Source organism: Pseudoalteromonas sp. ECSMB14103 (genome assembly GCF_000813065.1).
In the GTDB taxonomy this organism is placed as follows: Bacteria; Pseudomonadota; Gammaproteobacteria; order Enterobacterales; family Alteromonadaceae; genus Pseudoalteromonas; species Pseudoalteromonas marina.
The window spans coordinates 148382-169888 of sequence record NZ_JWGY01000009.1 but is presented as its reverse complement, the minus strand read 5'-3'; the positions used below and the strand labels follow the sequence as shown (position 1 = coordinate 169888).

20 protein-coding genes are annotated in these 21507 nt (G+C 40.4%); 13 read left to right on the top strand and 7 right to left on the bottom strand.

Annotation, left to right across the window (positions count from 1 at the left end; translation table 11 throughout):
• Nucleotides 1–8 precede the first annotated feature (8 nt).
• The 4 genes from clpX to RF53_RS14870 all read left to right on the top strand — a co-directional run bounded on the left by clpX (nucleotide 9) and on the right by RF53_RS14870 (nucleotide 6358).
• Nucleotides 9–1292 carry an ATP-dependent protease ATP-binding subunit ClpX gene (clpX, locus tag RF53_RS14885; protein WP_006794855.1) on the top strand — a complete coding sequence of 428 codons (1284 nt, stop codon included), beginning with the start codon at nucleotides 9–11 and terminating at the stop codon, nucleotides 1290–1292.
• Between the two features lie 149 nt (nucleotides 1293–1441).
• Nucleotides 1442–3802 carry an endopeptidase La gene (gene lon / locus RF53_RS14880; protein WP_039038130.1) on the top strand — a complete coding sequence of 787 codons (2361 nt, stop codon included), beginning with the start codon at nucleotides 1442–1444 and terminating at the stop codon, nucleotides 3800–3802.
• A gap of 192 nt (nucleotides 3803–3994) precedes the next feature.
• Complete coding sequence (locus RF53_RS14875) at nucleotides 3995–4285, top strand: HU family DNA-binding protein (protein WP_157849304.1); 291 nt, start codon at nucleotides 3995–3997, stop codon at nucleotides 4283–4285.
• Between the two features lie 171 nt (nucleotides 4286–4456).
• Nucleotides 4457–6358 (top strand): SurA N-terminal domain-containing protein, encoded by a 1902-nt coding sequence (locus RF53_RS14870; protein ID WP_039038129.1) that lies wholly within the window; start codon nucleotides 4457–4459, stop codon nucleotides 6356–6358.
• Between the two features lie 104 nt (nucleotides 6359–6462).
• Here RF53_RS14870 and RF53_RS14865 read toward each other — a convergent pair whose 3' ends face one another.
• From RF53_RS14865 to pspF, 7 genes are all read right to left on the bottom strand, one after another.
• Entirely contained in the window at nucleotides 6463–6945 is a 483-nt protein-coding gene (locus RF53_RS14865; protein ID WP_039038128.1) for a VOC family protein, read from the bottom strand.
• 73 nt (nucleotides 6946–7018) lie between these two features.
• The gene (locus RF53_RS14860; RefSeq protein WP_039038127.1) at nucleotides 7019–7780 is read right to left on the bottom strand and encodes an ATP-binding cassette domain-containing protein; all 762 of its coding nucleotides are present in this window, start codon (nucleotides 7778–7780) and stop codon (nucleotides 7019–7021) included.
• A complete protein-coding gene (locus RF53_RS14855; protein WP_006793653.1) occupies nucleotides 7780–8772 on the bottom strand; it encodes a peptide ABC transporter ATP-binding protein in 993 nt (330 codons plus the stop codon). The genes RF53_RS14860 and RF53_RS14855 overlap by 1 nt, the downstream gene beginning before the upstream one ends.
• Nucleotides 8773–9666, bottom strand: coding sequence for an ABC transporter permease subunit (locus RF53_RS14850; protein WP_006793652.1), 894 nt, complete (start codon nucleotides 9664–9666; stop codon nucleotides 8773–8775).
• The gene (locus tag RF53_RS14845) at nucleotides 9653–10687 is read right to left on the bottom strand and encodes an ABC transporter permease (protein WP_008126634.1); all 1035 of its coding nucleotides are present in this window, start codon (nucleotides 10685–10687) and stop codon (nucleotides 9653–9655) included. The genes RF53_RS14850 and RF53_RS14845 overlap by 14 nt, the downstream gene beginning before the upstream one ends.
• Nucleotides 10687–12294 carry an ABC transporter substrate-binding protein gene (locus tag RF53_RS14840; RefSeq protein WP_008126635.1) on the bottom strand — a complete coding sequence of 536 codons (1608 nt, stop codon included), beginning with the start codon at nucleotides 12292–12294 and terminating at the stop codon, nucleotides 10687–10689. The genes RF53_RS14845 and RF53_RS14840 overlap by 1 nt, the downstream gene beginning before the upstream one ends.
• A gap of 15 nt (nucleotides 12295–12309) precedes the next feature.
• The gene (gene pspF / locus RF53_RS14835) at nucleotides 12310–13374 is read right to left on the bottom strand and encodes a phage shock protein operon transcriptional activator (RefSeq protein WP_039038126.1); all 1065 of its coding nucleotides are present in this window, start codon (nucleotides 13372–13374) and stop codon (nucleotides 12310–12312) included.
• A 186-nt stretch (nucleotides 13375–13560) separates the two neighbouring features.
• On the opposite strand from pspF, the gene pspA reads away from it, so the two are divergent.
• The 9 genes from pspA to RF53_RS14790 all read left to right on the top strand — a co-directional run bounded on the left by pspA (nucleotide 13561) and on the right by RF53_RS14790 (nucleotide 21400).
• Nucleotides 13561–14220 (top strand): phage shock protein PspA, encoded by a 660-nt coding sequence (gene pspA, locus RF53_RS14830; RefSeq protein ID WP_006793648.1) that lies wholly within the window; start codon nucleotides 13561–13563, stop codon nucleotides 14218–14220.
• Nucleotides 14221–14286: 66 nt separating this feature from the next.
• The gene (gene pspB / locus RF53_RS14825) at nucleotides 14287–14520 is read left to right on the top strand and encodes an envelope stress response membrane protein PspB (protein WP_006793647.1); all 234 of its coding nucleotides are present in this window, start codon (nucleotides 14287–14289) and stop codon (nucleotides 14518–14520) included.
• Entirely contained in the window at nucleotides 14517–14918 is a 402-nt protein-coding gene (gene pspC, locus RF53_RS14820; protein ID WP_039038125.1) for an envelope stress response membrane protein PspC, read from the top strand. The genes pspB and pspC overlap by 4 nt, the downstream gene beginning before the upstream one ends.
• A 55-nt stretch (nucleotides 14919–14973) precedes the next feature.
• Nucleotides 14974–16398 (top strand): YcjX family protein, encoded by a 1425-nt coding sequence (locus RF53_RS14815; protein WP_039038124.1) that lies wholly within the window; start codon nucleotides 14974–14976, stop codon nucleotides 16396–16398.
• Nucleotides 16395–17423, top strand: a complete 1029-nt coding sequence (locus RF53_RS14810) for a TIGR01620 family protein (protein ID WP_039038123.1) — start codon at nucleotides 16395–16397, stop codon at nucleotides 17421–17423. The genes RF53_RS14815 and RF53_RS14810 overlap by 4 nt, the downstream gene beginning before the upstream one ends.
• Before the next feature lie 140 nt (nucleotides 17424–17563).
• A complete protein-coding gene (megL, locus tag RF53_RS14805; RefSeq protein WP_039038122.1) occupies nucleotides 17564–18745 on the top strand; it encodes a methionine gamma-lyase in 1182 nt (393 codons plus the stop codon).
• Nucleotides 18746–18982: 237 nt separating this feature from the next.
• Complete coding sequence (gene phhA / locus RF53_RS14800; protein ID WP_008126648.1) at nucleotides 18983–19780, top strand: phenylalanine 4-monooxygenase; 798 nt, start codon at nucleotides 18983–18985, stop codon at nucleotides 19778–19780.
• A gap of 37 nt (nucleotides 19781–19817) precedes the next feature.
• Nucleotides 19818–20162, top strand: coding sequence for a 4a-hydroxytetrahydrobiopterin dehydratase (locus tag RF53_RS14795; protein WP_006793641.1), 345 nt, complete (start codon nucleotides 19818–19820; stop codon nucleotides 20160–20162).
• A 206-nt stretch (nucleotides 20163–20368) separates the two neighbouring features.
• On the top strand, nucleotides 20369–21400 hold the full coding sequence (locus RF53_RS14790; protein WP_039038121.1) for a DUF2804 domain-containing protein: 1032 nt from the start codon (nucleotides 20369–20371) through the stop codon (nucleotides 21398–21400).
• Nucleotides 21401–21507 lie beyond the last annotated feature (107 nt).

Below are 21507 nucleotides of genomic sequence, written 5' to 3'. Positions count from 1 at the left end.
GTAGCTGAATGTCTGACACTCCTACAGACGGCGACAAAAGTAATAAATTGTTATACTGCTCTTTTTGTGGCAAGAGCCAGCACGAAGTACGCAAATTAATTGCAGGCCCTTCAGTATACGTTTGTGATGAATGTGTAGAGTTGTGTAACGATATTATCAGGGAAGAGATCAAAGATATTGCTCCTAAGCATGACTCGTCTGATAAACTACCTGTTCCAAAAGAAATTCGAAAACACCTAGACGACTACGTTATCGGCCAAGACCATGCGAAAAAAGTATTGTCTGTTGCTGTTTACAACCATTACAAACGTCTTCGTAATCAATCAACCAAGCAAGATATTGAGCTTAGCAAAAGTAATATTTTGCTAATAGGTCCGACTGGTAGTGGTAAAACATTACTAGCAGAGACGCTGGCTCGTTTACTTGACGTACCGTTTACAATGGCTGATGCAACGACACTTACCGAAGCCGGTTACGTGGGCGAGGATGTAGAAAATATCATCCAAAAACTATTGCAAAAATGCGACTACGATGTGGAAAAAGCACAGCGTGGCATTGTATACATTGATGAAATAGACAAAATTTCTCGCAAATCAGATAACCCATCAATCACGCGCGATGTGTCGGGTGAAGGTGTGCAACAAGCATTACTTAAGCTGATTGAGGGTACGATTGCTTCTGTGCCTCCTCAAGGTGGACGCAAACACCCACAGCAAGAATTTTTACAAGTAGATACGTCTAAAATCTTGTTTATTTGTGGTGGTGCGTTTTCAGGGCTTGATAAAGTCATTGAGCAACGTAGCCATAAAAATACTGGCATTGGTTTTGGCGTTAGTGTTAAAGAGTCTGCAGAAACGCGTTCTTTAAGCGAGACGTTTAAAGACGTAGAGCCTGAAGATTTAGTAAAGTACGGTTTAATACCTGAATTTATTGGCCGTTTACCTGTAGTTGCTACACTCACAGAGTTAGATGAAGCTGCACTCGTACAGATTCTAAGTGAGCCTAAAAACGCGATTACTAAACAGTTCTCAGTGTTGTTTGGTATGGAAGATGTAGAGCTTGAGTTCCGTGATGATGCTTTATCTGCTATCGCTCACAAAGCGATGGTTCGTAAAACCGGTGCTCGTGGTCTTCGCTCTATCGTAGAAGGTATTTTACTAGATACCATGTACGAACTTCCATCTATGGATGATGTCAGCAAAGTAGTTATTGACGAAACGGTAATTAAAGGTGAGTCTGATCCAATCTTGATATATGAAAATAATAATCAAGATAAAGCAGCATCTGAATAGTTTTTAAGCTATTTACATTAAAAAGGAGCCTAGGGCTCCTTTTTTTATAATTAATTTAAACGAGTCGGGGAAAATTGTTGAACTTTAATGTGGTTATCCCCATATACTTGAGTAATCTTTTAAATAAATGAAGTGCGAAGAGAAATATAATGACGCTTGAGAGAACCGACCAAGTCGAAATCCCAGTGCTAGCACTGCGCGATGTTGTGGTGTACCCACACATGGTGATCCCGCTTTTTGTAGGCCGTGAAAAATCAATAAAATGCCTTGAAGCGGCAATGGATAAAGACAAACAAATTTTCTTGGTTGCACAAAAAGATGCAACTGTAGACGAACCAGAGCAAGATGATATTTATCGCATTGGTACTATTGCAACTGTACTTCAATTATTAAAACTCCCTGACGGGACAGTAAAAGTATTGGTAGAAGGCACACAGCGCGCTGAAATCAAAAACTTCGTTGATAACGACGAGTTTTTTGTTGCCGATGCTCAATTTATTGAATCAGATTTAATTGATGAACAAGAGCAAGATGTATTTATTCGAAGCGCAATTAGCCAATTTGAAGGCTATGTAAAGCTCAATAAAAAAATTCCACCAGAAGTGCTCACTTCGGTATCAGGTATTGATGAACCAGCGCGACTTGCAGACACAATGGCTGCGCATATGCCGTTAAAAGTGCCTGAAAAACAAAAAGTGCTAGAAATTTCAAGCGTGACAGAGCGTTTAGAATACCTAATGGCCCTAATGGAAGGTGAGATCGACTTATTGCAGGTTGAGAAGAAGATCCGTACCCGCGTTAAAAAGCAGATGGAAAAATCTCAGCGCGAGTATTACCTCAACGAGCAAATGAAAGCCATTCAAAAAGAGCTTGGTGAACTTGACGATGTTCCTGATGAGTTTGAAGCGCTCAAAAAGCGTATTGAAGAATCGGGTATGTCATCAGAAGCACAAGAAAAAGCCACGACAGAACTTAATAAACTTAAGATGATGTCGCCAATGTCCGCTGAGGCAACGGTTGTGCGTTCTTACATCGATACATTAATTAATGTGCCATGGAAAAAACGTTCAAAAGTTAAAAAAGATTTGGCTGGTGCACAAAAAATATTAGACAGCGAACACCATGGTCTTGATAAAGTAAAAGAACGTATTTTAGAGTATCTAGCGGTACAACAGCGTACTAACAAGCTTAAAGGGCCAATTTTGTGCCTTGTAGGACCTCCAGGTGTCGGTAAAACATCACTTGGTCAGTCTATTGCTCGTTCTACTGGCCGTAAGTATATTCGTATGGCGTTAGGCGGTGTTCGTGATGAAGCCGAAATTCGAGGCCACCGTCGAACGTATATTGGTTCTATGCCTGGTAAGCTAATTCAAAACATGACAAAAGTAGGGGTTAAAAACCCACTATTTTTATTAGATGAAATCGATAAAATGTCTTCAGATATGCGCGGCGACCCAGCTTCAGCATTGTTAGAAGTACTTGATCCTGAGCAAAATAGCCATTTTGCCGATCATTATCTTGAAATAGATTTTGATTTGTCGGATGTTATGTTTGTCGCTACTTCGAATAGCTTTAACATCCCTGGTCCTCTTTTAGACCGTATGGAAGTTATTCGTTTGTCAGGTTACACCGAAGACGAAAAGCTTAATATTGCAAAAGAGCACCTGATCACTAAGCAAGTAAAGCGTAATGGCTTAAAAGACAACGAGATTGAAATAGACGATAGTGCAATTATCGGCATTATTCGCTATTACACACGTGAAGCGGGTGTGCGTAATCTAGAGCGAGAAATTTCTAAGTTGTGCCGCAAAGCTGTTAAAAATATTCTGATTGAAAAAGACACTAAAACGGTGACTATTAATCAAGATAATTTAGAAGAGTACTTAGGCGTTCAACGTTTTGACTATGGTAAAGCAGAAGATGGTGATCGAATTGGTCAAGTTACAGGTCTTGCATGGACTGAGGTTGGTGGTGATTTACTGACAATCGAATGTGCAGCCGTGCCAGGAAAAGGTAAATTGACTTACACCGGTTCACTTGGCGATGTAATGCAAGAGTCGATTCAAGCAGCAATGACCGTTGTGCGTAATCGTGCTGATACTTTTCGCATCAACAGTGATTTTTATGAAAAGCGTGACATTCATGTTCACGTTCCTGAAGGTGCAACACCAAAAGATGGCCCAAGTGCTGGTGCAGCCATGGTGACTGGTCTGGTGTCGAGTTTAACAGGTAATCCAGTTAAAGCTGATGTTGCTATGACTGGCGAAATAACGCTTCGTGGTGAAGTTCTGCCTATTGGTGGCTTAAAAGAGAAGTTACTAGCTGCGCACCGTGGTGGAATAAAAACCGTTATTATTCCAAAAATTAACGAACGTGACTTAAAAGAGATCCCAGATAACGTACTGGCAGGTCTTGATATTCACCCAGTTACATGGATTGATGAGGTGTTAAAACTTGCTTTGGTACATCCTGTTGAGAGTTTTTCAGTCGAAACAGAGAAAAAGCAGTAAAAAACGTAAAAAAAGTGCTTTTTAGGGCTTTTCAAATCTAAACGGTATGATAAGTTAAGCACTGGTTTTCAAGCCTAGGCCTTATGTGGCCTAGGCTTAAGAAAAATATAATCATGTGAGCATTACAAGTTTGCTCTAAAATTTTCAAAAAAGTGATGTTAGTTTAAAAAACCATCGCTCTTGATAATAACAATGAAAGAGGATGATATTGTGAATAAATCTCAATTAATCGATCAAATCGCAGCTGATGCTGACATTTCTAAAGCGGCTGCAGGTCGTGCACTTGATTCATTCATCGAATCTGTATCTGGCGCGCTTAAAGATGGCGACTCAGTTGCACTTGTTGGTTTTGGTACTTTCTCAGTACGTGAACGTGCTGCACGAGCTGGCCGTAACCCACAAACTGGTGAAACTATTCAAATCGCTGCTGCAAACATTCCAGCTTTCAAAGCCGGTAAAGCGCTTAAAGACGCAGTAAACTAATCAATAGTTTAAACAGATTAGTTATGGCGAAAGTAAAGTTACTTAATCAGCCTAACAGTTGAATTGAGTAACTTTACCGCTAGTTACTTCAAGTGAAAAAGCGTATCTGGTAAGATACGCTTTTTTTACATGTGACAAGGTATTGAGCCTTGATCAAAAAGAGATAAACAAATGCTTGAGAAAATCAGAGAAGGTTCGCAAGGACCTGTAGCCAAAATAATTTTAGGCGCGGTGATTTTATCTTTTGCTTTAGCAGGGATCGGTAGTTACCTAGGTCAAACCACGGAACAACCTGTTGCTGAAGTAAACGGAGTTAAAATTAGCCAAACGGAATTTAACCGCGCGTACCAAAACGAACGTAATCGTTTAGAGCAACAATTTGGTGAGTACTTTACACAAATTGCTGCAGATCCAAATTATATGGCACAAATTCGTCAAGGTGTAATTGACCGCTTAGTACAACAAGAATTGCAATCACAGTTAGCGGCAGAATTAGGCCTTCGCGTGAGCGATGATACAGTTCGTAAAACAATTTTAGAATTGCCTTACTTCCAACTTGGCGATAAATTTAATAACGATCGTTATTTACAAGTAATTCGTCAAATGAACTTCCAACCAGATACTTTTCGTGAATACCTTCGCGAAGACATGACACGCAGTCAGTTAGTATCAGCAGTTGCAGGCACAGACTTTGCGCTTGAAAGCGAGCTTAAAAGTGCTATTGCTCTTCAACAACAAACTCGTAGCATTGATTACTTAGTAATTAATAAAGAGTCACTTGCAGATAATGTTGAAGTATCAGAGCAAGAAGTTTCAGATTACTATGACCTAAATGCATCGCAGTTTTTATCACCAGAACTTATCTCGGTGAACTATGTCGAGTTGAAAGCTGAAAATATAGTTGTTGGTTCAGTGACTGAAGAAGATGTGAAAGCGTCTTATGAGCAAAATAAGGCGCAATATGTTGAGCCTGAAAAACGTCGTGTGTCTCACATATTAATAGATAATAGTGAAGACGATGATGCAGCTAAAGCTAAAGTCGATGCGCTTTATGCTGAGCTTCAACAAGGTGCAGACTTTGCTGAACTCGCAGAGTCTTCATCTGATGATATCGTTAGCGCAGAGATGGGCGGTGACCTTGATTGGATTGAACGTGATGTAATGGATCCTGCATTTGAAGATGCAGCATTTTCACTTGAAGCGAAAGGTGATTTTTCAGAAGTGGTTGCGTCAGAGTTCGGTTATCACATCATTAAACTGACTGATATTCAGCCACAACAAGTTAAACCATTTGATGATGTAAAAGCGGACTTACGTGCTGAATTAGAGCGTGCTGAAAAAATTGATGCATTTTACGATAAGCAAACCGAAATGGGTGCAATTGCGTTTGAAATTTCAGATCGTTTAGATGATGCTGCAGAAGTTGCTGAACTAGAAGTTCAGTCAACCCCTCTTTTAGCGTTGAATGCTTTACCAGAGCCGTTAAATACACCGGCTGTTATTACTGCACTCACATCTGTTGACTTACTTGAAGACAGAGTTAACTCTGAAGTTATTGAGTTGGGCGATGAGCACATTGTTATCGTGCGTATTAACGAGCATCAGCCAGCGTCAACTAAACCATTAAGTGATGTAAGTGAACAGATTAAAACACGCTTGGTAAATGACAAGACCTCTGAGCTTGCCAAAGATAAAGCGCGTAGTTTGTTTGCTGAAATTCAAGCAGGTAAAAGTTTGAATGATATTGCAACTGAGCAAGACTTAACGCTTCGTCAAGAGTCACAACTAAATCGTCAAAGTTTTGCTGTCTCGCCAGCGATTGTTACTCAGGCATTTAAAATGGCTCACCCAGCAGACACTGCAGTGGTAGATGTTGTTGACTTAAATAACGGTGATGCAGCGATTGTTGCACTTAACTCAGTGACAGATGCTACAGTAACGGCTGATATTGACCCACAAGCTAAACAAAGCATTACAATGGCTCAAGCAAACAAAAACTATATGGTTTTCATAGAGTCGCTTAAAGCTAAAGCTGAACTTAATTTACCAGTAGTTGAACAAGCTGCTGAATAAGTTAGTTTTGGTTATTAAAAAAGGCGCCTCTGAGCGCCTTTTTTATTGCTTTAAATTCGGGTGTGCTTATACCACTGCGTAATAATACCAATCATTTTAGGGCGCTAGATAGGCCTTGCAATAAATTCAATACGGTTACCGCTAGGCTCTCTTATCATCATGTGCTGCGCAGGGCCTTTACCTAAATTCTCTGGTGCAAATTCTATAGTAATATTATTTTGCATTTTTAAGTGCTTATGCAGCCTGCTTAACTTTTCAATACTCTCAACACTGAGTGCTAAATGGTGTAGGCCCACATTTTCTGCTCGATTAAACTCTACACGTTTTTCATTATTCTTAATTCGCCACAATGTAATGGTTGTTTTTTTATTAGATAAAAAGTACGCAGGATAAGTCGGATCATTTCCCAGCACTTTAAAACCAAGCACATCAGTAAAAAACACTTTAGATGAATTTAAATCTGAAACAGTTAAACCTAAATGATCGATTCCGCCAACCCAGTTTTTAACTTTGTTAGGGGGCTCGGCAATAGCAGAGGCAGATAAAATCAGTAGAGGAGTAATACTAATTAGTGTGTGTTTGAGCATGGAATGGCCTTGTTAAAAAGTAAAAGTTAATAACAAGACCTTCTAAAATGCACTTACATAACAAAAAACTGCATTAACAGCTTAATAGACGCTGCGTTATTTTTGACTGAGGATTATTAAATACATTTTCTGTTAAACCATACTCAACCACCTCACCTTTATCTAGCACAATGACTTGATCACTAATATGGCGTACTAAACTAAGATGATGGGTGATCATGACATAAGTTAAACCCGTTTCACGTTGTAACTTGAGTAATAAATTTACTATTTGGGCACGTATAGAAGGGTCTAAAGACGATACGGCTTCATCGAGCACCATCACCTTAGGATCTAAAATAAGCGCTCTGGCAAAAGCCACACGTTGTAATTGGCCAACACTGAACATATGTGGATAGTAATGTTGGTGATCGACTAGCAATCCAACTTTAGAGAGTGTTGTATTTATTTTTTCTGAGCGTTCTTCTTCATCAAAGTCCGTATTGTATTGCAAGCAATCATCAAGCATGTCGCCAATAGTTAAACCTGGGTTTAACGACGCCCCTGAGTCTTGAAAAATCATTCTAATGTGACGACATTGGTTATCACGAATACCGTTATCTTCTATTACATTGCCTTCAAGTAATATTTGCCCAGTGTTTGCGTTATCGGCACCGGCAAGTAACTTAGCTAACGTACTTTTCCCCGAGCCTGTTTCACCAATTACGGCAATGGTTTCACCTTTACCAATACAAAAAGAAATGTTTTTTAGCACTTCAAATTTTTTGCGTTTAAATAAATCCGCTCGCACATCAAATGTTTTAGATAGCGCTTGTACTTTGAGAGTAGGCTGCATTACTTAACCTCCTTTATAAGCGGAAAGTGACAAGCGTAGCTGTGCCCACTGTGTTTAGTGAGGACAGGTGTAACTACACAATCTTTTTGTGCTTGTGGGCAACGTGGCCCAAGTCGGCAACCAATTGGTAAATGTTGTAAAGTAGGAATAGTACCTTTAAGCGCATAAAACGGTTCTTTATGAGCCAAGCCCTGCTCGTAATCTGGCAAGCTTTTCAAAAGTGCTTGTGTGTATGGATGGCGAGGTTGCTTAAATATTTTATGAGTTGGACCTGCTTCAACCATTTGCCCGCAATATAAAACATGAATCCCATGAGACCAATCAGCAATCTCTTCAAGCTCGTGTGAAATCATTAAAATAGACATATTCTTGAGTTGATTAAGGCTTTTTAATAATCTAAACACTTGCGCACGGGTAGTACTCTCAAGTGCTGTAGTCGGCTCATCAGCAATTAATAGCTTAGGTGTTCGGGCAATTGCCATTGCAATCATTACCTTTTGGCACACACCTTCTGAGAGCTCATGAGGGTAGCTGTCTAGTACCGCTTCATGGTTTTTAATACCAACTTTATGGATAAGTGCTTTAACGCGGTCTTTTCGTTCGCGATTTCGTTTTAAAAAGAATCCCTTGCGAGCGACTTCAGGTAAGGTTTCAGCAATTTGATTAAAAATTTTCGCTGTAGGGTCAAGGCAACGGCTAGGGTCTTGATAGATCATTGCAATATCTTTGCTAACCGTTTGTCTGCGTTGCTCCGGAGTGAGGCGCATTAGGTCAACACCACGCCAGTGAATTCTATCAGCGGTTATATTCCAGCGTTCGTTTAATACACCAACGATTGCTTTTGCGATTAGGCTTTTACCTGAGCCTGACTCACCTACAAGCGCATGCACTTCACCTTCTTTTAAGCTAAAGCTGACCCTGTCAACTGCTCTTATAACTGTTTCTGAAGTGCGCAGTTCAATGGTTAAATTTCTAACATCTAATAATTGCATTTAATCGGCCTTGCGCTCTTTTAGCACTTGTCTAAGTCCATCGCCTACTAAATTGGTCGATAATACCGCTAAAAATAATAATACGCCTGGTAAGGCAACCGTCCAAGGTGCTAAATAAATTAGGCCAAGGTTTTCTGCCAATATGGCACCCCATTCAGTGGTTGGGGGTTGTGCGCCTAACTTTAAAAAACCCAACGCAGAAATATCTAGTATGGCCGTAGACAGTGCCATAGTAAAAATAACCACTATGTGTTCATAAATATTAGGAAAAATACCGCGCGATATAATATGCCAATTTGAAGCGCCGTCGAGCTTAAACGCGGTGATATAGTCTTTGCTTAGCTCTTCTACTATTAGGTTTCTGATTGAATGAATAAACTGCGGTAGTAAGGCTAAAATAATAGCCCATACTGTATTCATCAAGCCCGGGCCTAATACTGCAATAATGATAATAGCCAATAATAAAGACGGTATTGAAAGAGTGATATCAAGTAAATGGTTCAAAAAGCTTGAACGCATACCTCGACTAATGCCAGCAAATGTGCCGACTAATACACCAATTATGGTGGTCAATAATGCAGCGACGACCGATAAACCAAATGTATAGGTTGCGCCGTTCATTAAACGCGACAACACATCGCGTCCTAAATCATCAGTGCCTAAAATAAAACGCACATCGCCCATTTCTCGCCACGAGGGTGGAATAAGTAGCGCATCACTGTGCTGCTGGTTTACCCCATAAGGCGCTAAAAATGGTGCGCTGGCAGCGAGTAAGGCAAATGCCAAAAACACCCATAAACCAACAAGGGCAGGGTGATTGTTTTTAAATTTTCGCCAAAATCGCGCCAGTGGCGATTTATTCGACTCTTCAGAAAATACCTTAAACTTTGCCATGGGCTTGGTTCCGTGAGAGTGGGTCGAATAAACTATAAAGAAGTTCGGTTGTTATAGTGGCTAAAATAACAAATAAGGATACAGCCATTAGGCCTCCCTGAATTGCAGGAAAGTCGCGCTGGTAAATACTGTCTATCAACCAGCGGCCAATACCAGGCCACGAAAAAATAACTTCGGTGATCATAGCAAGTGTTATTAGTGTACTGAATTGCAAACCAATTTTTTTAATTACCGGTAAAAGCGCATTGCGCAGTGCATGATGCATGATTAATTGGCGTCGGTTTAACCCCTTCGCGCGTGCTGTTTTAATAAAATTTTGATCCATTATTTTCAACATTGATTCGCGGGTAAATCTTACAAGCACGGTGGTTGGGTATGTGGCAAGCACAATTGTGGGCAAAGTTAAGTGGTGTAATGCATCTACAAATGCCATTCCTTTATACGGAAAGCCGGCAAGCATGATATCAATGAGCATAAACCCGCTGGCTGCTGGAATTTCATAAAGAAGCCCCATTCTACCCGACATAGGAAACCACCCCAATTTGAGCGAAAAAATCATAATTAGTAATAAAGCTAACCAGAATACAGGCATAGAATAGCCCACAATAGTGGTTGAATTAATAAGCTTATCTGGCCAGCGATTGTAATACGCTGAGCCTATAATACCTGCAGGCACGCCAACAAATATAGACACAATAAGTGCATACACACTAAGCTCTAACGTCGCTGGTAATAAATCAAGGATATGTGAAAAAACATTGTCGCCAGAGGCAAACGATAATCCCCAATCACCCTGAAAAACTCGCCCTAAAAAGGCGAGGTATTGCATAAAATAATTACTGTTATAAAAGTATTTATCTTCTAATTGCGTATTTTGAGAAAAATTATTACTCGGAACGCCACTTAAATTACTTAATGGATCACCAGGGAATAAGTACGCCAACGAAAATGTAAAAATGCTGAGCATGAGCAACATAAAAAGTAATAAACCAAGGCGGCGTAAAATATAATCGAGGATCATTACTTTTTCCTCGCATTGGCTAACGAAATAGCCCCAAATGGGCCAAGCTCTATGCCGTCTACATCGGCACTGCTTGCTTGAAACCGTAACCCATGAGCAATGGGCAACAAGGGTAATTCATCCATGATAAGCGACTGCACATCTGCGTAGTATTTTTTTCGCATATTTAAGTCTGTCGTATCGAGTGCTTGCGCCAGTAATAAATCAAATTTAGGGTTGCACCAATTGGCTGGGTTTTTGCCACTAAATGTTGCTGAGCAGCTTAATAACGGGCTAAAGAAGTTATCGGGGTCTGGCGTATCTGCTGCCCAGCCGAGGAGCACGCTATCGTGTCTGTGCTCTCCAATTCGCTGAATAAACGTATTCCACTCGTATTCTACAATACTGACGTTAACACCTACTTTGCGTAAGTCACTTTGCATTAATTCAGCCATTTTACGTGCATTGGGGTTATAAATACGACTCACTGGCATGGCCCAAATATTCATATCAAACCCATCAGAAAAGCCGGCTTCAGCGAGTAGCTTTTTAGCAAGGTCAGGGTCAAATGATGGCATACTTGTTTGAGCGTTAAAAGCCCATGAGGTTGGTGGCAACATCGATTCGGCACGTGTTCCATTACCGTAATATACCGCTTGCATTATTTTATCTGTATCAATTGCATGTGCAAGCGCCTTGCGAACTCGAATGTCATCAAAAGGTGGGCGTTCTGTGTTAAAAGCCCAGTATCCAACATTGAGGTTGGTTTCTTTTTCAATATTAATATCTTCACGCTGGGCTAAAATACTCAACTGAGCACTACTAGGATGAGCGGCTAAGTCGCACTCTTTAGTTAACAGCTTTGCAATGCGCGCTGTGCCATTAGGGGTAATGTCGTAAACGAGTTGTTCAAGGGCAACGTCGTGTTTCCAATAATCGGGGTTACGGTAAAAGCGGACTAAATTATCACGGCGATATTCACGATAAATATAAGGACCAGTGCCTACAGGGTATTGATCAAAAAATTCTTCTTGCTCTGCAGCTTTACGTTTCATTGCATACTCGGCCGATAAAACAACCGCAAAGTCAGTGGCCATGTTAGCTAAAAAACTACTTTCAGCATTAAATAATTCAAATCTAACTTGGTGGTCAGACACGCGAACAATCTTACGAATGAGCTGATCAACGCCTACACTTTGAAAATAAGGGTAACTGGCATCACCCACAAAATGATAAGGGTTGTACACATCAAATAAGCGACTAAAGGTAAAAATTACGTCATCGGCGTTAAAAGTCCGGCTAGGTGTAAAGTATGCGGTGGTATGAAATGGTACGTCTTTTCGAAGAGTAAAGGTGACCGATTTACCATCTTTACTTACTTTCCAATCTGTTGCGAGTTCGCTCTGAAACTCAGCAGTAACCGGATCAATACTTATTAAGCGGTCATAAAGCTGATTGGCAATAATATCAATAGTTGAGCCTGTGGTTGTCACTTGTGGGTTAAACGACACAGGGTTTGCCTCGGCGCAATAGACCAAGCCTTGGTTTTTTTCTTCAATAACGCGTTCTTCACTATCTAAGCAGCCAACTAAAGTGCCTGCTAGTAAAGCAAGTAAAAATTTATGCACACGCATAACCTCTAACTATTGTTGATCCAACAAATTGTATTTTTTTAGATACCCACGTAATTGATGATACGTTAAACCAAGGACTTCTGCAGTTTTCTTTTGATTAAATTGGCTGTGCTCAAGCGCTTTGTTAATCATATTTATTTCAAATTCATTTGAGCGTTCTTTTAAGCTACAAGGAAATTGAATATTGGCTTCAACTTTTTGCTCAGAAATGTTTACAGGCGCTGCAACAGAAACAGGCTCAGCACTAACATGTTGAGTGGTTATTGGTGCTTTAATACGCGCTTTAGGTCTAAATGGACTTTCGAATGGGTCTAAAATAATCTGGTGAACGGGAATATGTTCACTTCCGTGGCGATATAAGCTACGTTCAACCACATTTTTAAGCTCACGAATATTACCAGGCCAGTTATACGATAAAAGCGTTTCTGTAGCGCTTCGAGTAAACCCGCTGAATAGCTCCCACTCTAAATCGCGTGCCATGTTCATCGCAAATTGCTCTGCAAGCAGCATAATATCGTCTTGACGTTCACGCAGTGGGGGAAGCGTTATTACATCAAATGCTAATCTATCAAGTAAATCACTTCTAAACTCACCTTGTTCAGCAAGGTGTGGTAAGTCTTCATTGGTGGCGCATACTAGGCGAGTATCGACTTTTACAGTTTGCTTACCGCCAACACGTTCAAACTCACCATACTCTATAACGCGTAGGAGTTTTTCTTGCACCATGGCGGATGTATTTGCCAATTCATCCAAAAATAGTGTACCGCTGTTAGCACGTTCAAAACGGCCTTCGTGACGTTTACTGGCCCCCGTAAATGCGCCGCTTTCATGACCAAACAATTCACTTTCGAGCAGGTTCTCGTTCAATGCAGCACAATTTAGTTTTACGTAGTTTTGATCCCAACGTTTAGATAAAAAATGCAGGCGGGCAGCTATCAGCTCTTTACCTGTGCCTCGTTCGCCAATAATAAGCACCGGCTTATCTAGATTAGCTAGTTGCGATACTTGATCCAACACAGATAAAAAGCTGTCTGATTGGCCCAGTAAATTGTCTTGTTGGCGATATTGGCTCATATTCCCTAAGTCTTAGTCATTTTTACTAACTGTTAGTGTATTTCATAATTATGAATAACTAAAGTAATTTGTATATTTAGTTTAACTTAATGAAAATAAAGTGTATTTTAGTTTTTAAAAAGTTGGCAAGCATATTGATACTAGTTAAAGCAGACTAACTAAGTTTTAATTACAGAGGTAAATGTTATGGGAATTTTTTCACGTTTTGCAGATATTGTTAATTCTAATATCAATGCCATTTTAGATAAAGCAGAAGACCCAGAAAAAATGGTGCGTCTGATTATCCAAGAAATGGAAGATACACTAGTAGAGGTTCGTTCTACGTCAGCTAAAACTCTGGCAGAGAAAAAAGAAATTGTTCGCCGCCTAGATACACTTAAAGTTCAAGTAAGTGACTGGCAAGAAAAAGCTGAGTTAGCACTTAGTAAAGACCGCGAAGATTTAGCTCGTTCAGCATTGCTCGAAAAGCAAAAGTCGGCAGATGCAGTGACGGCTGTTGAAGGTGAACTTGAGCATGTAGAGTCTCATATTGAGAAGCTTCAGCAAGAAGTGACCACGTTACAAGAAAAGTTAGCTGATGCTAAATCACGTCAAAAGGCAATAATTCTTCGTCAGCGTTCAGCTGAGTCGCGCCTAGAAGTGAAAAAAGCACTTGATAGCTCCAAGGTAGAAGATGCACTTAATCGCTTTGAACGTTACGAAACTAAAATTGATGGACTAGAATCTCAAATAGAGTCTTACGATTTAGGTAAGCAAACGTTAGCAGACGAAATTGCTGATTTACAAAAAAATGAAAAAATTGATGATGAGCTAGCTGAACTTAAAAAGAAGCTTGCTGATAAGTAATTTACGCAGGGGCATGTAATGTGCCCCACTGCTTAACAAATTTGAACGGATTGTCAGGAGAGGGTTATGTTTGATCCAGAGATACTAGTTGCACCATTTATCTTGTTTATGATTTTTGTTGCGCCACTGTGGTTAATTTTACACTACCGTAGCAAAAAACAAGTAAGCCAAGGGTTAAGTGAACACGAACATCGCCAGTTATTAGAACTAGCACACAAAGCTGAACGTATGGCTGATAGAGTCGAAACACTTGAAGCATTGCTAGACCAAGAGTCACCACAATGGAGACGCAAAGTATGAATTCCAAACGCGAATTATTAAGAGACCCACAACGCGGTAAAATAGCCGGAGTATGTGCGGGATTAAGTGACTACTTTAATATGGAGTTATGGTTAGTTCGCATTATATTTGTTAGTGCGGTACTGCTAGCAGGTGGCCCATTGTTTGTGGTAGCGTACATTGCAGCGTGGTTTATATTAGACAAAAAAGAGCCAACGACTGCACATGCGAGCAGCTCAACAAAAGCTGACGATCCGTTAGAGGTAAAATTTAAAGTATGGCAAAAGGGTGAGCCACCGCGCCGCGCTTTACAAGATTTAAAAGAGCGTTTAGCGCGAGTAGATACACGCCTTCAGGATATGGAACGCCATGTTACCTCAAGCGAGTTTACGGTAAGCCGTGAAATCAACAAACTTTAAAGGATTTAATAGCACTTTGTTCGGTGATTAAGCATCAATGAAGTGCTAGCCCATTATGAGTCGTACGTCATTTGCTAAAAAGACCTTTAAAAGTATTAAAGGCAATGCCCAAAAAGCCCTTCACCGTAGTTTAGATCAGCATGTAAAATTGGCTGTAACTGGGTTAAGCGGTAGCGGTAAAACCGCCTTTATTACAGCTCTAGTCAAGCAGTTAACTACACAGGCTAACGATAAAAACCTCCCTTTTTTTGATGTAATGCGAGAGCACCGCCACATTGCCACTAAAGTTGTACCGCAAGAGGCGTTAAAGGTCCCAACCTTTGACTATCCGCGAGCACTCAATGCTTTACTCCCAAGTGATGGGATGCCTACATGGCCTGCATCAACTGAGCGTATTAACACCTTGCGTTTGGCAATAAAATACCAAAGTGCTTCAGGGTTGCGTGGGCACTTTTCACCACAATCTACTCTGTATTTAGACATTATTGACTACCCAGGTGAATGGTTACTTGATTTACCTATGCTTGAGCAAAGCTATAGCCAGTGGTGCGAGCAGCAATACCCGCTGTTATTACAGCACCCGCGTGTGAACACCTCTAGTGAATTTTTAAATGCGCTTGATCAGCTTGATTTAAACGCACCTGTGGATGAGAGCGTACTTGCGCAAATTGCTGAACTTTATCAACATATGCTAGTGGGTCTCAAAAAAGACACTAAACTAGCTATGTTACAACCTGGGCGAATGCTAATGCCTGGTGATTTAAAAGGTGCGCCGCTATTATTGTTTTTCCCTGTTAATTTTAAGCAGGTTAATAGCGATGATATTATTGCGGGGTCTAATTTAGAGCATCTCATTAAGCGTTTTAACGCCTATGTAAAAGAAGTGGTTAAGCCTTTTTATAACGAGCACTTTAAACATTTTGACCGCCAAATAGTGTTAGTTGATGTTTTAAGTGCTTTAAACGAAGGTCACGAAACACTCCAAGAGCAAAGTAGCGTAATCAACCAATTGCTCGCACACTTTAATTACGGCGAGTCGGGATTTTTTAAGCGCTTATTTAAACCCAACATAGATAAAATACTCTTTGCTGCCAACAAGTCAGATCACATAAGTGCAAAGCACCACAAAGACTTAGCACTTCTACTTGATTCGCTAGTGCATGAGCAAACTAACTATTTAAAATTTGATGGCGTACAAATAGAAACCATGGCTATGGCGTCAATTACTGCAACGCAGCCGCGCCAAGTTACCGATAAAGGCCAAACGCTAGAGTGTATTTACGGCAAGCCACTTAACGAGCAAGATTGGCTAACCTACTTACCCCCACAACCACCTAACCGCATGCTTAATAAAAATGAGTGGCCAGTGCAGGGGTTTGAGTTTTTGTCGTTTGCGCCTATGCCAACCCCCGACAAGCAACTTAAACATATTCGCCTTGATCATGTGATGCAGTATCTATTAGGAGACAAATTATCATGAGCGACACACAGCAAACTTTTCAAGCAGGTAGGCGAATTGATACCCAAGCAGATGAGCAAGTTGAGCCTACGCTTGCTCCTGCAAAAATAATTACTCAGGGTCAAAGTGAATACATTGAAGAGCCTGATGAAGAGTTTATAGATGATGAAATAGACCTAGAGCCAGTATATAAAAAGTCAAAATGGCAAACGCTTAAAGGTGTGTTTGCCATAAGCTTTTTAGTACTGGTGTTACTTGAATTTGCTTATTCATTAGTGTTTGCATTTCAACAGTCGGTTGTTTTAGGCGGTGTGTATTTAACCGCAGTGGTAAGTGGTGTGCTTCTTATTGGGCGCATGTTATGGCGCGAATATAGAATGTTGCGCAGCCTTAAGCGCAATCAGTTACACCGCCACGAAGCCGACAGACTTTTAAATAGCGAGCAAGTAGGCGGCGCATTGCCTTGGCTTGAAAAACTAAACAAGCACCAAAAGCTTAATAATTTTGACAGCTTTAAAAAGCAAGTTGCACAGCATCACAGTGATAAAGAAATAATGACGCTTTACGCAAATAGCTTGCTTATAACGCAAGACACGCAAGCTAAAAAGCTTATAAACCGTTTTGCAACAGAGTCAGCTTTATTAGTTGCACTGAGCCCCATTGCGCTAGTGGATATGATGGCTGTGCTTTGGCGTGGTACTAAGTTAATTGAGCAAATAGGTAAAATTTATGGCATTGGTTTTGGTTACGCAAGCCGCATTAAGCTTTACCGTATGCTTATAAAACAAGTTATGTTTGTAGGCAGTGCAGAGCTTGTCTCTGATTTAGCAGCCACTGCGCTCAGTGCAGAATTGCTTGGTAAGCTTTCAGGACGAGCAGCGCAAGGTGTTAGCGCCGGTATTTTTACAGCGCGAATTGGCTATAAAGCAATGGAGTTAAGTCGCCCACTGCCAAAACTAGAACACAAGCGCAGCCTGTTGAAAGGGACCGTTCAGAGCATTGCAGGTAAAATTTTAAAACGAGGGAAAACAGAGCCCACACAATAACATGGAAATATTTGTGTACAGGTAAGTGGGTAAACTTTGCACAAATAGCCATCTGAGCATCCGGCATGCTTGTGATTTAAACTGTGGTACGTTTTTATCTATGTCACTAACAACACATAATAAAAATGAGCACAAAGATAATGACCAAGCATCATCTTCATACACAATGTATCCATGGCCCGCAAAAAGCAAACGATCCGCATGGCGCACTTACGTCGCCTTTGTATCAAACCTCAACCTTTCATTTTGAAAATGCAGCACAAGGTGCCGCACGTTTTGCAGGCGAAGAGCCAGGTTATATTTATACCCGCCTAGGCAATCCAACCACCACCGAACTTGAACAAAAGATAGCACAGCTAGAGGGCTGCGAAGCCGCTGCGGCAACGGCTACTGGCATGGGTGCTGTATCGGCATCGGTATTGAGCTTTTTATCACAGGGCGACCATCTTGTAGCATCAAGTGCATTATATGGTTGTACGTTCGCGTTTTTTGCACACATGTTGCCGCGCTGGGGAATTGAAGTTACGTTTGTTGATATGACCTGCGAGGACGAACTACGCGCTGCCATTAAACCTAATTCCAAAATGATATTTGTAGAAACACCAATAAACCCAACAATGGCTGTGATTGATTTAGCACTTATTGGCGCTATTGCTAAACAGCACAGCTTAATTAGCGTGGTAGACAACACCTTTTTAACGCCATTGCTGCAATCACCAAAACAATATGGCATTGATATCATTATGCACAGTGCAACCAAATACATAAATGGCCATGGCGATGTGGTGGCAGGACTTGTGTGTGGATCGCTTGAGCATATTACCTTGATAAAAATGACCGTACTAAAAGACATTGGTGCAACCATAAGCCCACACGACGCATGGCTTATAAATCGCGGATTAAAAACCTTAGCCATACGCATGGAGCGTCACTGTCAGAGTGCACAAACAGTGGCTGAATACCTAGAGGCGCATCATCAAGTTAATATTGTTTATTACCCCGGCCTTAAATCACATCCAGGAAATAAATTTATTGGTAATCAAATGAAAGCTGCAGGTGGCGTGATTGCGTTTGAAATAAAAGGTACTTTACAACAAGGTGCGCAATTTATTGATAGCATGAAGCTTTGTACACTTGCTGTAAGCCTAGGCGATGCCGAAACACTGATTCAGCATCCTGCGTCTATGACCCATTCTCCTTATTCACCAGAAGAGAGAGCCGCCGCGGGTATCAGTGACGGGTTGATCAGGCTCTCTGTTGGGCTTGAAGATGTTAACGACATTATTAGTGATTTAGACCAGGCGTTTACTCAAACCCTTTAGCTGTATTTATTTGTTTACACATAAATCTTCGTGTAAAGCCTTTATATGTATGGCTGTAATTTTAATGTGTCACATGTGTAATTTTAACTTTACGAATGAAGTGATCGCGCCAAGTACAGATGTTAGCTTGTCTATTAAACTTTTCTTCACTTTTACATAGTATGGGGTCACTCGATATTCAATAGGTTTGAGTATCACACTGACACCGATTTAGGGCTCACAACCCAGAAGGTACTTATGGCTAAAGCAAGTAAATACACATCCAAAACACCAGACGAAAATGGTGTTATACATTGGAGTGATGAAGAAAATAAAATTTGGTCTGAGCTTGTAGCACGCCAACTTGCGTGCATAGAGGGCAAGGCCTGCGATGAGTATATGGAAGGACTTAAAAAAATAAATCTTCCACACGACCGTATACCGCAACTAAGCGAGCTTAACGAGGTACTTCTTGCCACCACCGGTTGGCAAGTAGCGCCTGTGCCTGCACTTATCGATTTTGATGAGTTTTTTAGATTGTTAGCAAATAAACAGTTTCCGGTTGCCACGTTTATTCGAAGCCGTGAAGAGTTTGACTATCTTCAAGAGCCAGATATTTTTCATGAAATATTTGGCCACTGCGCCATGCTAACAAACCCTGATTTTGCCGAGTTCACACACAAATACGGGCAATTAGGGTACGCAGCGCAGAAAAAAGATCGTGTTTACCTTGCACGCATGTACTGGTTTACCGTTGAGTTTGGTTTAATGCAAACCGAAAACGGCCTGCGTATTTACGGTGGCGGAATTTTATCAAGCCCGGGTGAAACGCAGTATGTGTATTCAGATACACCAGAAATAACGCCTATGAGCGTAATTGATGTGCTGCGTACGCCTTATCGCATTGATATTATGCAACCGCAGTACTACACCATTAATTCGATTCATGATCTGTTTGATATATCGCAAATGGATATTATGACTTTGGTTGAGCAAGCTAAAGAGCTTGGCTTGCATGACCCAAAATTTCCACCAAAAGAAAAATTAGCCAGTTAACTTTAATTTAAAAGAAACGCTAAAGTAAGGATTTAAAATGTCTTCATTAAGTGAACAAAAATGCGAAGCTTGCCACGTAGATGCACCAAAAGTGTCTGACGAAGAGCTTGCACAGCTTATTACAAAAATACCAGACTGGGTACCAGAAGTACGCGACGGCATTATGCAGCTAGAGCGTGTTTATAAATTTAAAAACTTTAAACAAGCCATCGCGTTTACTAACAAAGTAGGCGACATGGCAGAAGACGAAGGCCACCATCCTGGTTTATTAACCGAGTGGGGCAAAGTAACTGTAACGTGGTGGAGCCATTCAATTAAAGGCTTGCACAAAAACGATTTTATTTGTGCAGCTAAAACAGACGATGTATTTAACGCGCTGTAATTAAAAATTAATTGAGCAAACCTAAAAGCACTTATTTTTATAAGTGCTTTTTTATTTGTGTTGGTAAACTACCGCCTTTTATTATCAAAATTGTTACGAGAAAAGCATATGGATAACAAAACGAATATTTACCATGTAATTATCTTCTTAGGTTGATTATTTTATGCCCGAGAATAATATAGGCTGTAAATGAAAGGATAAGTTACATGCCAAAAAAACTGCAGCTGATTAACCCTGATGGTCAGGCTAACTTTGGTTTATTCCCACAGGGGATTGAGCATATTAATTACTTAGATTTTGATTTAAGAAACGCAATGGATAAGCCATGCGGTAAACTTGCAAAAAAATTTAAGTTTAACCAGTTTCAGTTTATAAGCATTACTTGCGATGAATTAGTTATTGGGCTTGCAATCGTTGATTTAAAAATTGCCAGCAACTGTTTTGTTTATGTTTACAATTTAAAAACAGAGCAGTTAGAAGAGCACAGCTTTGTAAATTTATTTTCTAAAAACACATTAATTGAGCCGCAGCCAAATTCTGGCAATAGTTATTTTAAAAAGGGTGATAACAGCGTTTACGTTAATACCACAGATAGACCCGGTGAACGAAAGGTAACAGTTAAAATAAGTACCACGCTGATCCTTGATGCAATAATTAACGAGTCAGATAATTGCCTTCCTTTGAGTGTATGTGCTCGAGCAGGTTATGCTGGTTTCCATTTCACCCAAAAATCGGCCGCGCTAAATTGCTCTGGCACGCTTCTATTAAAAAATACCCGCTACGATTTTAGCCATATGAACGCATTGGCCTGTGTAGATTGGAGTGCAGGCTATATGCGTCGTGAAACATTTTGGAATTGGGCAAGCCTTGCCTGCAAATTACCTGATGGGCGCTACTTGGGATTAAACCTTTCAGCAGGTGTAATTGAAACAGGATTTACTGAAAATGCTATTTGGCTTGACGGAAAGCTATACAAAATTGATATGGTTGATTTTAAGTTTAATCGTTATGGTAACGAAATTGATTGTGACAAGTGGGAACTCCACTCAAACGACGGCCTGATTAATCTTACTTTTGAACCTGTAAGCCAACGTTTTGATAAAACTAATTTACTCATTGTGGCCACGAATTTCACACAAAAAATCGGTCGTTATTTCGGTCAAATAACGCTTCCTAATGAAGTGATAACACTCAACGGGCAGTGGGGCTTAGCAGAAGATCACTATTCAAAATGGTAGATGTAGCTTTTGGGAATTAACGTATATAAACGAACGTTTTAAAAGAATGTAAGGCTCTAAATCTAAAAAGGTTCAGAGCCTTATTTTTTCATCAATAATTTATACTA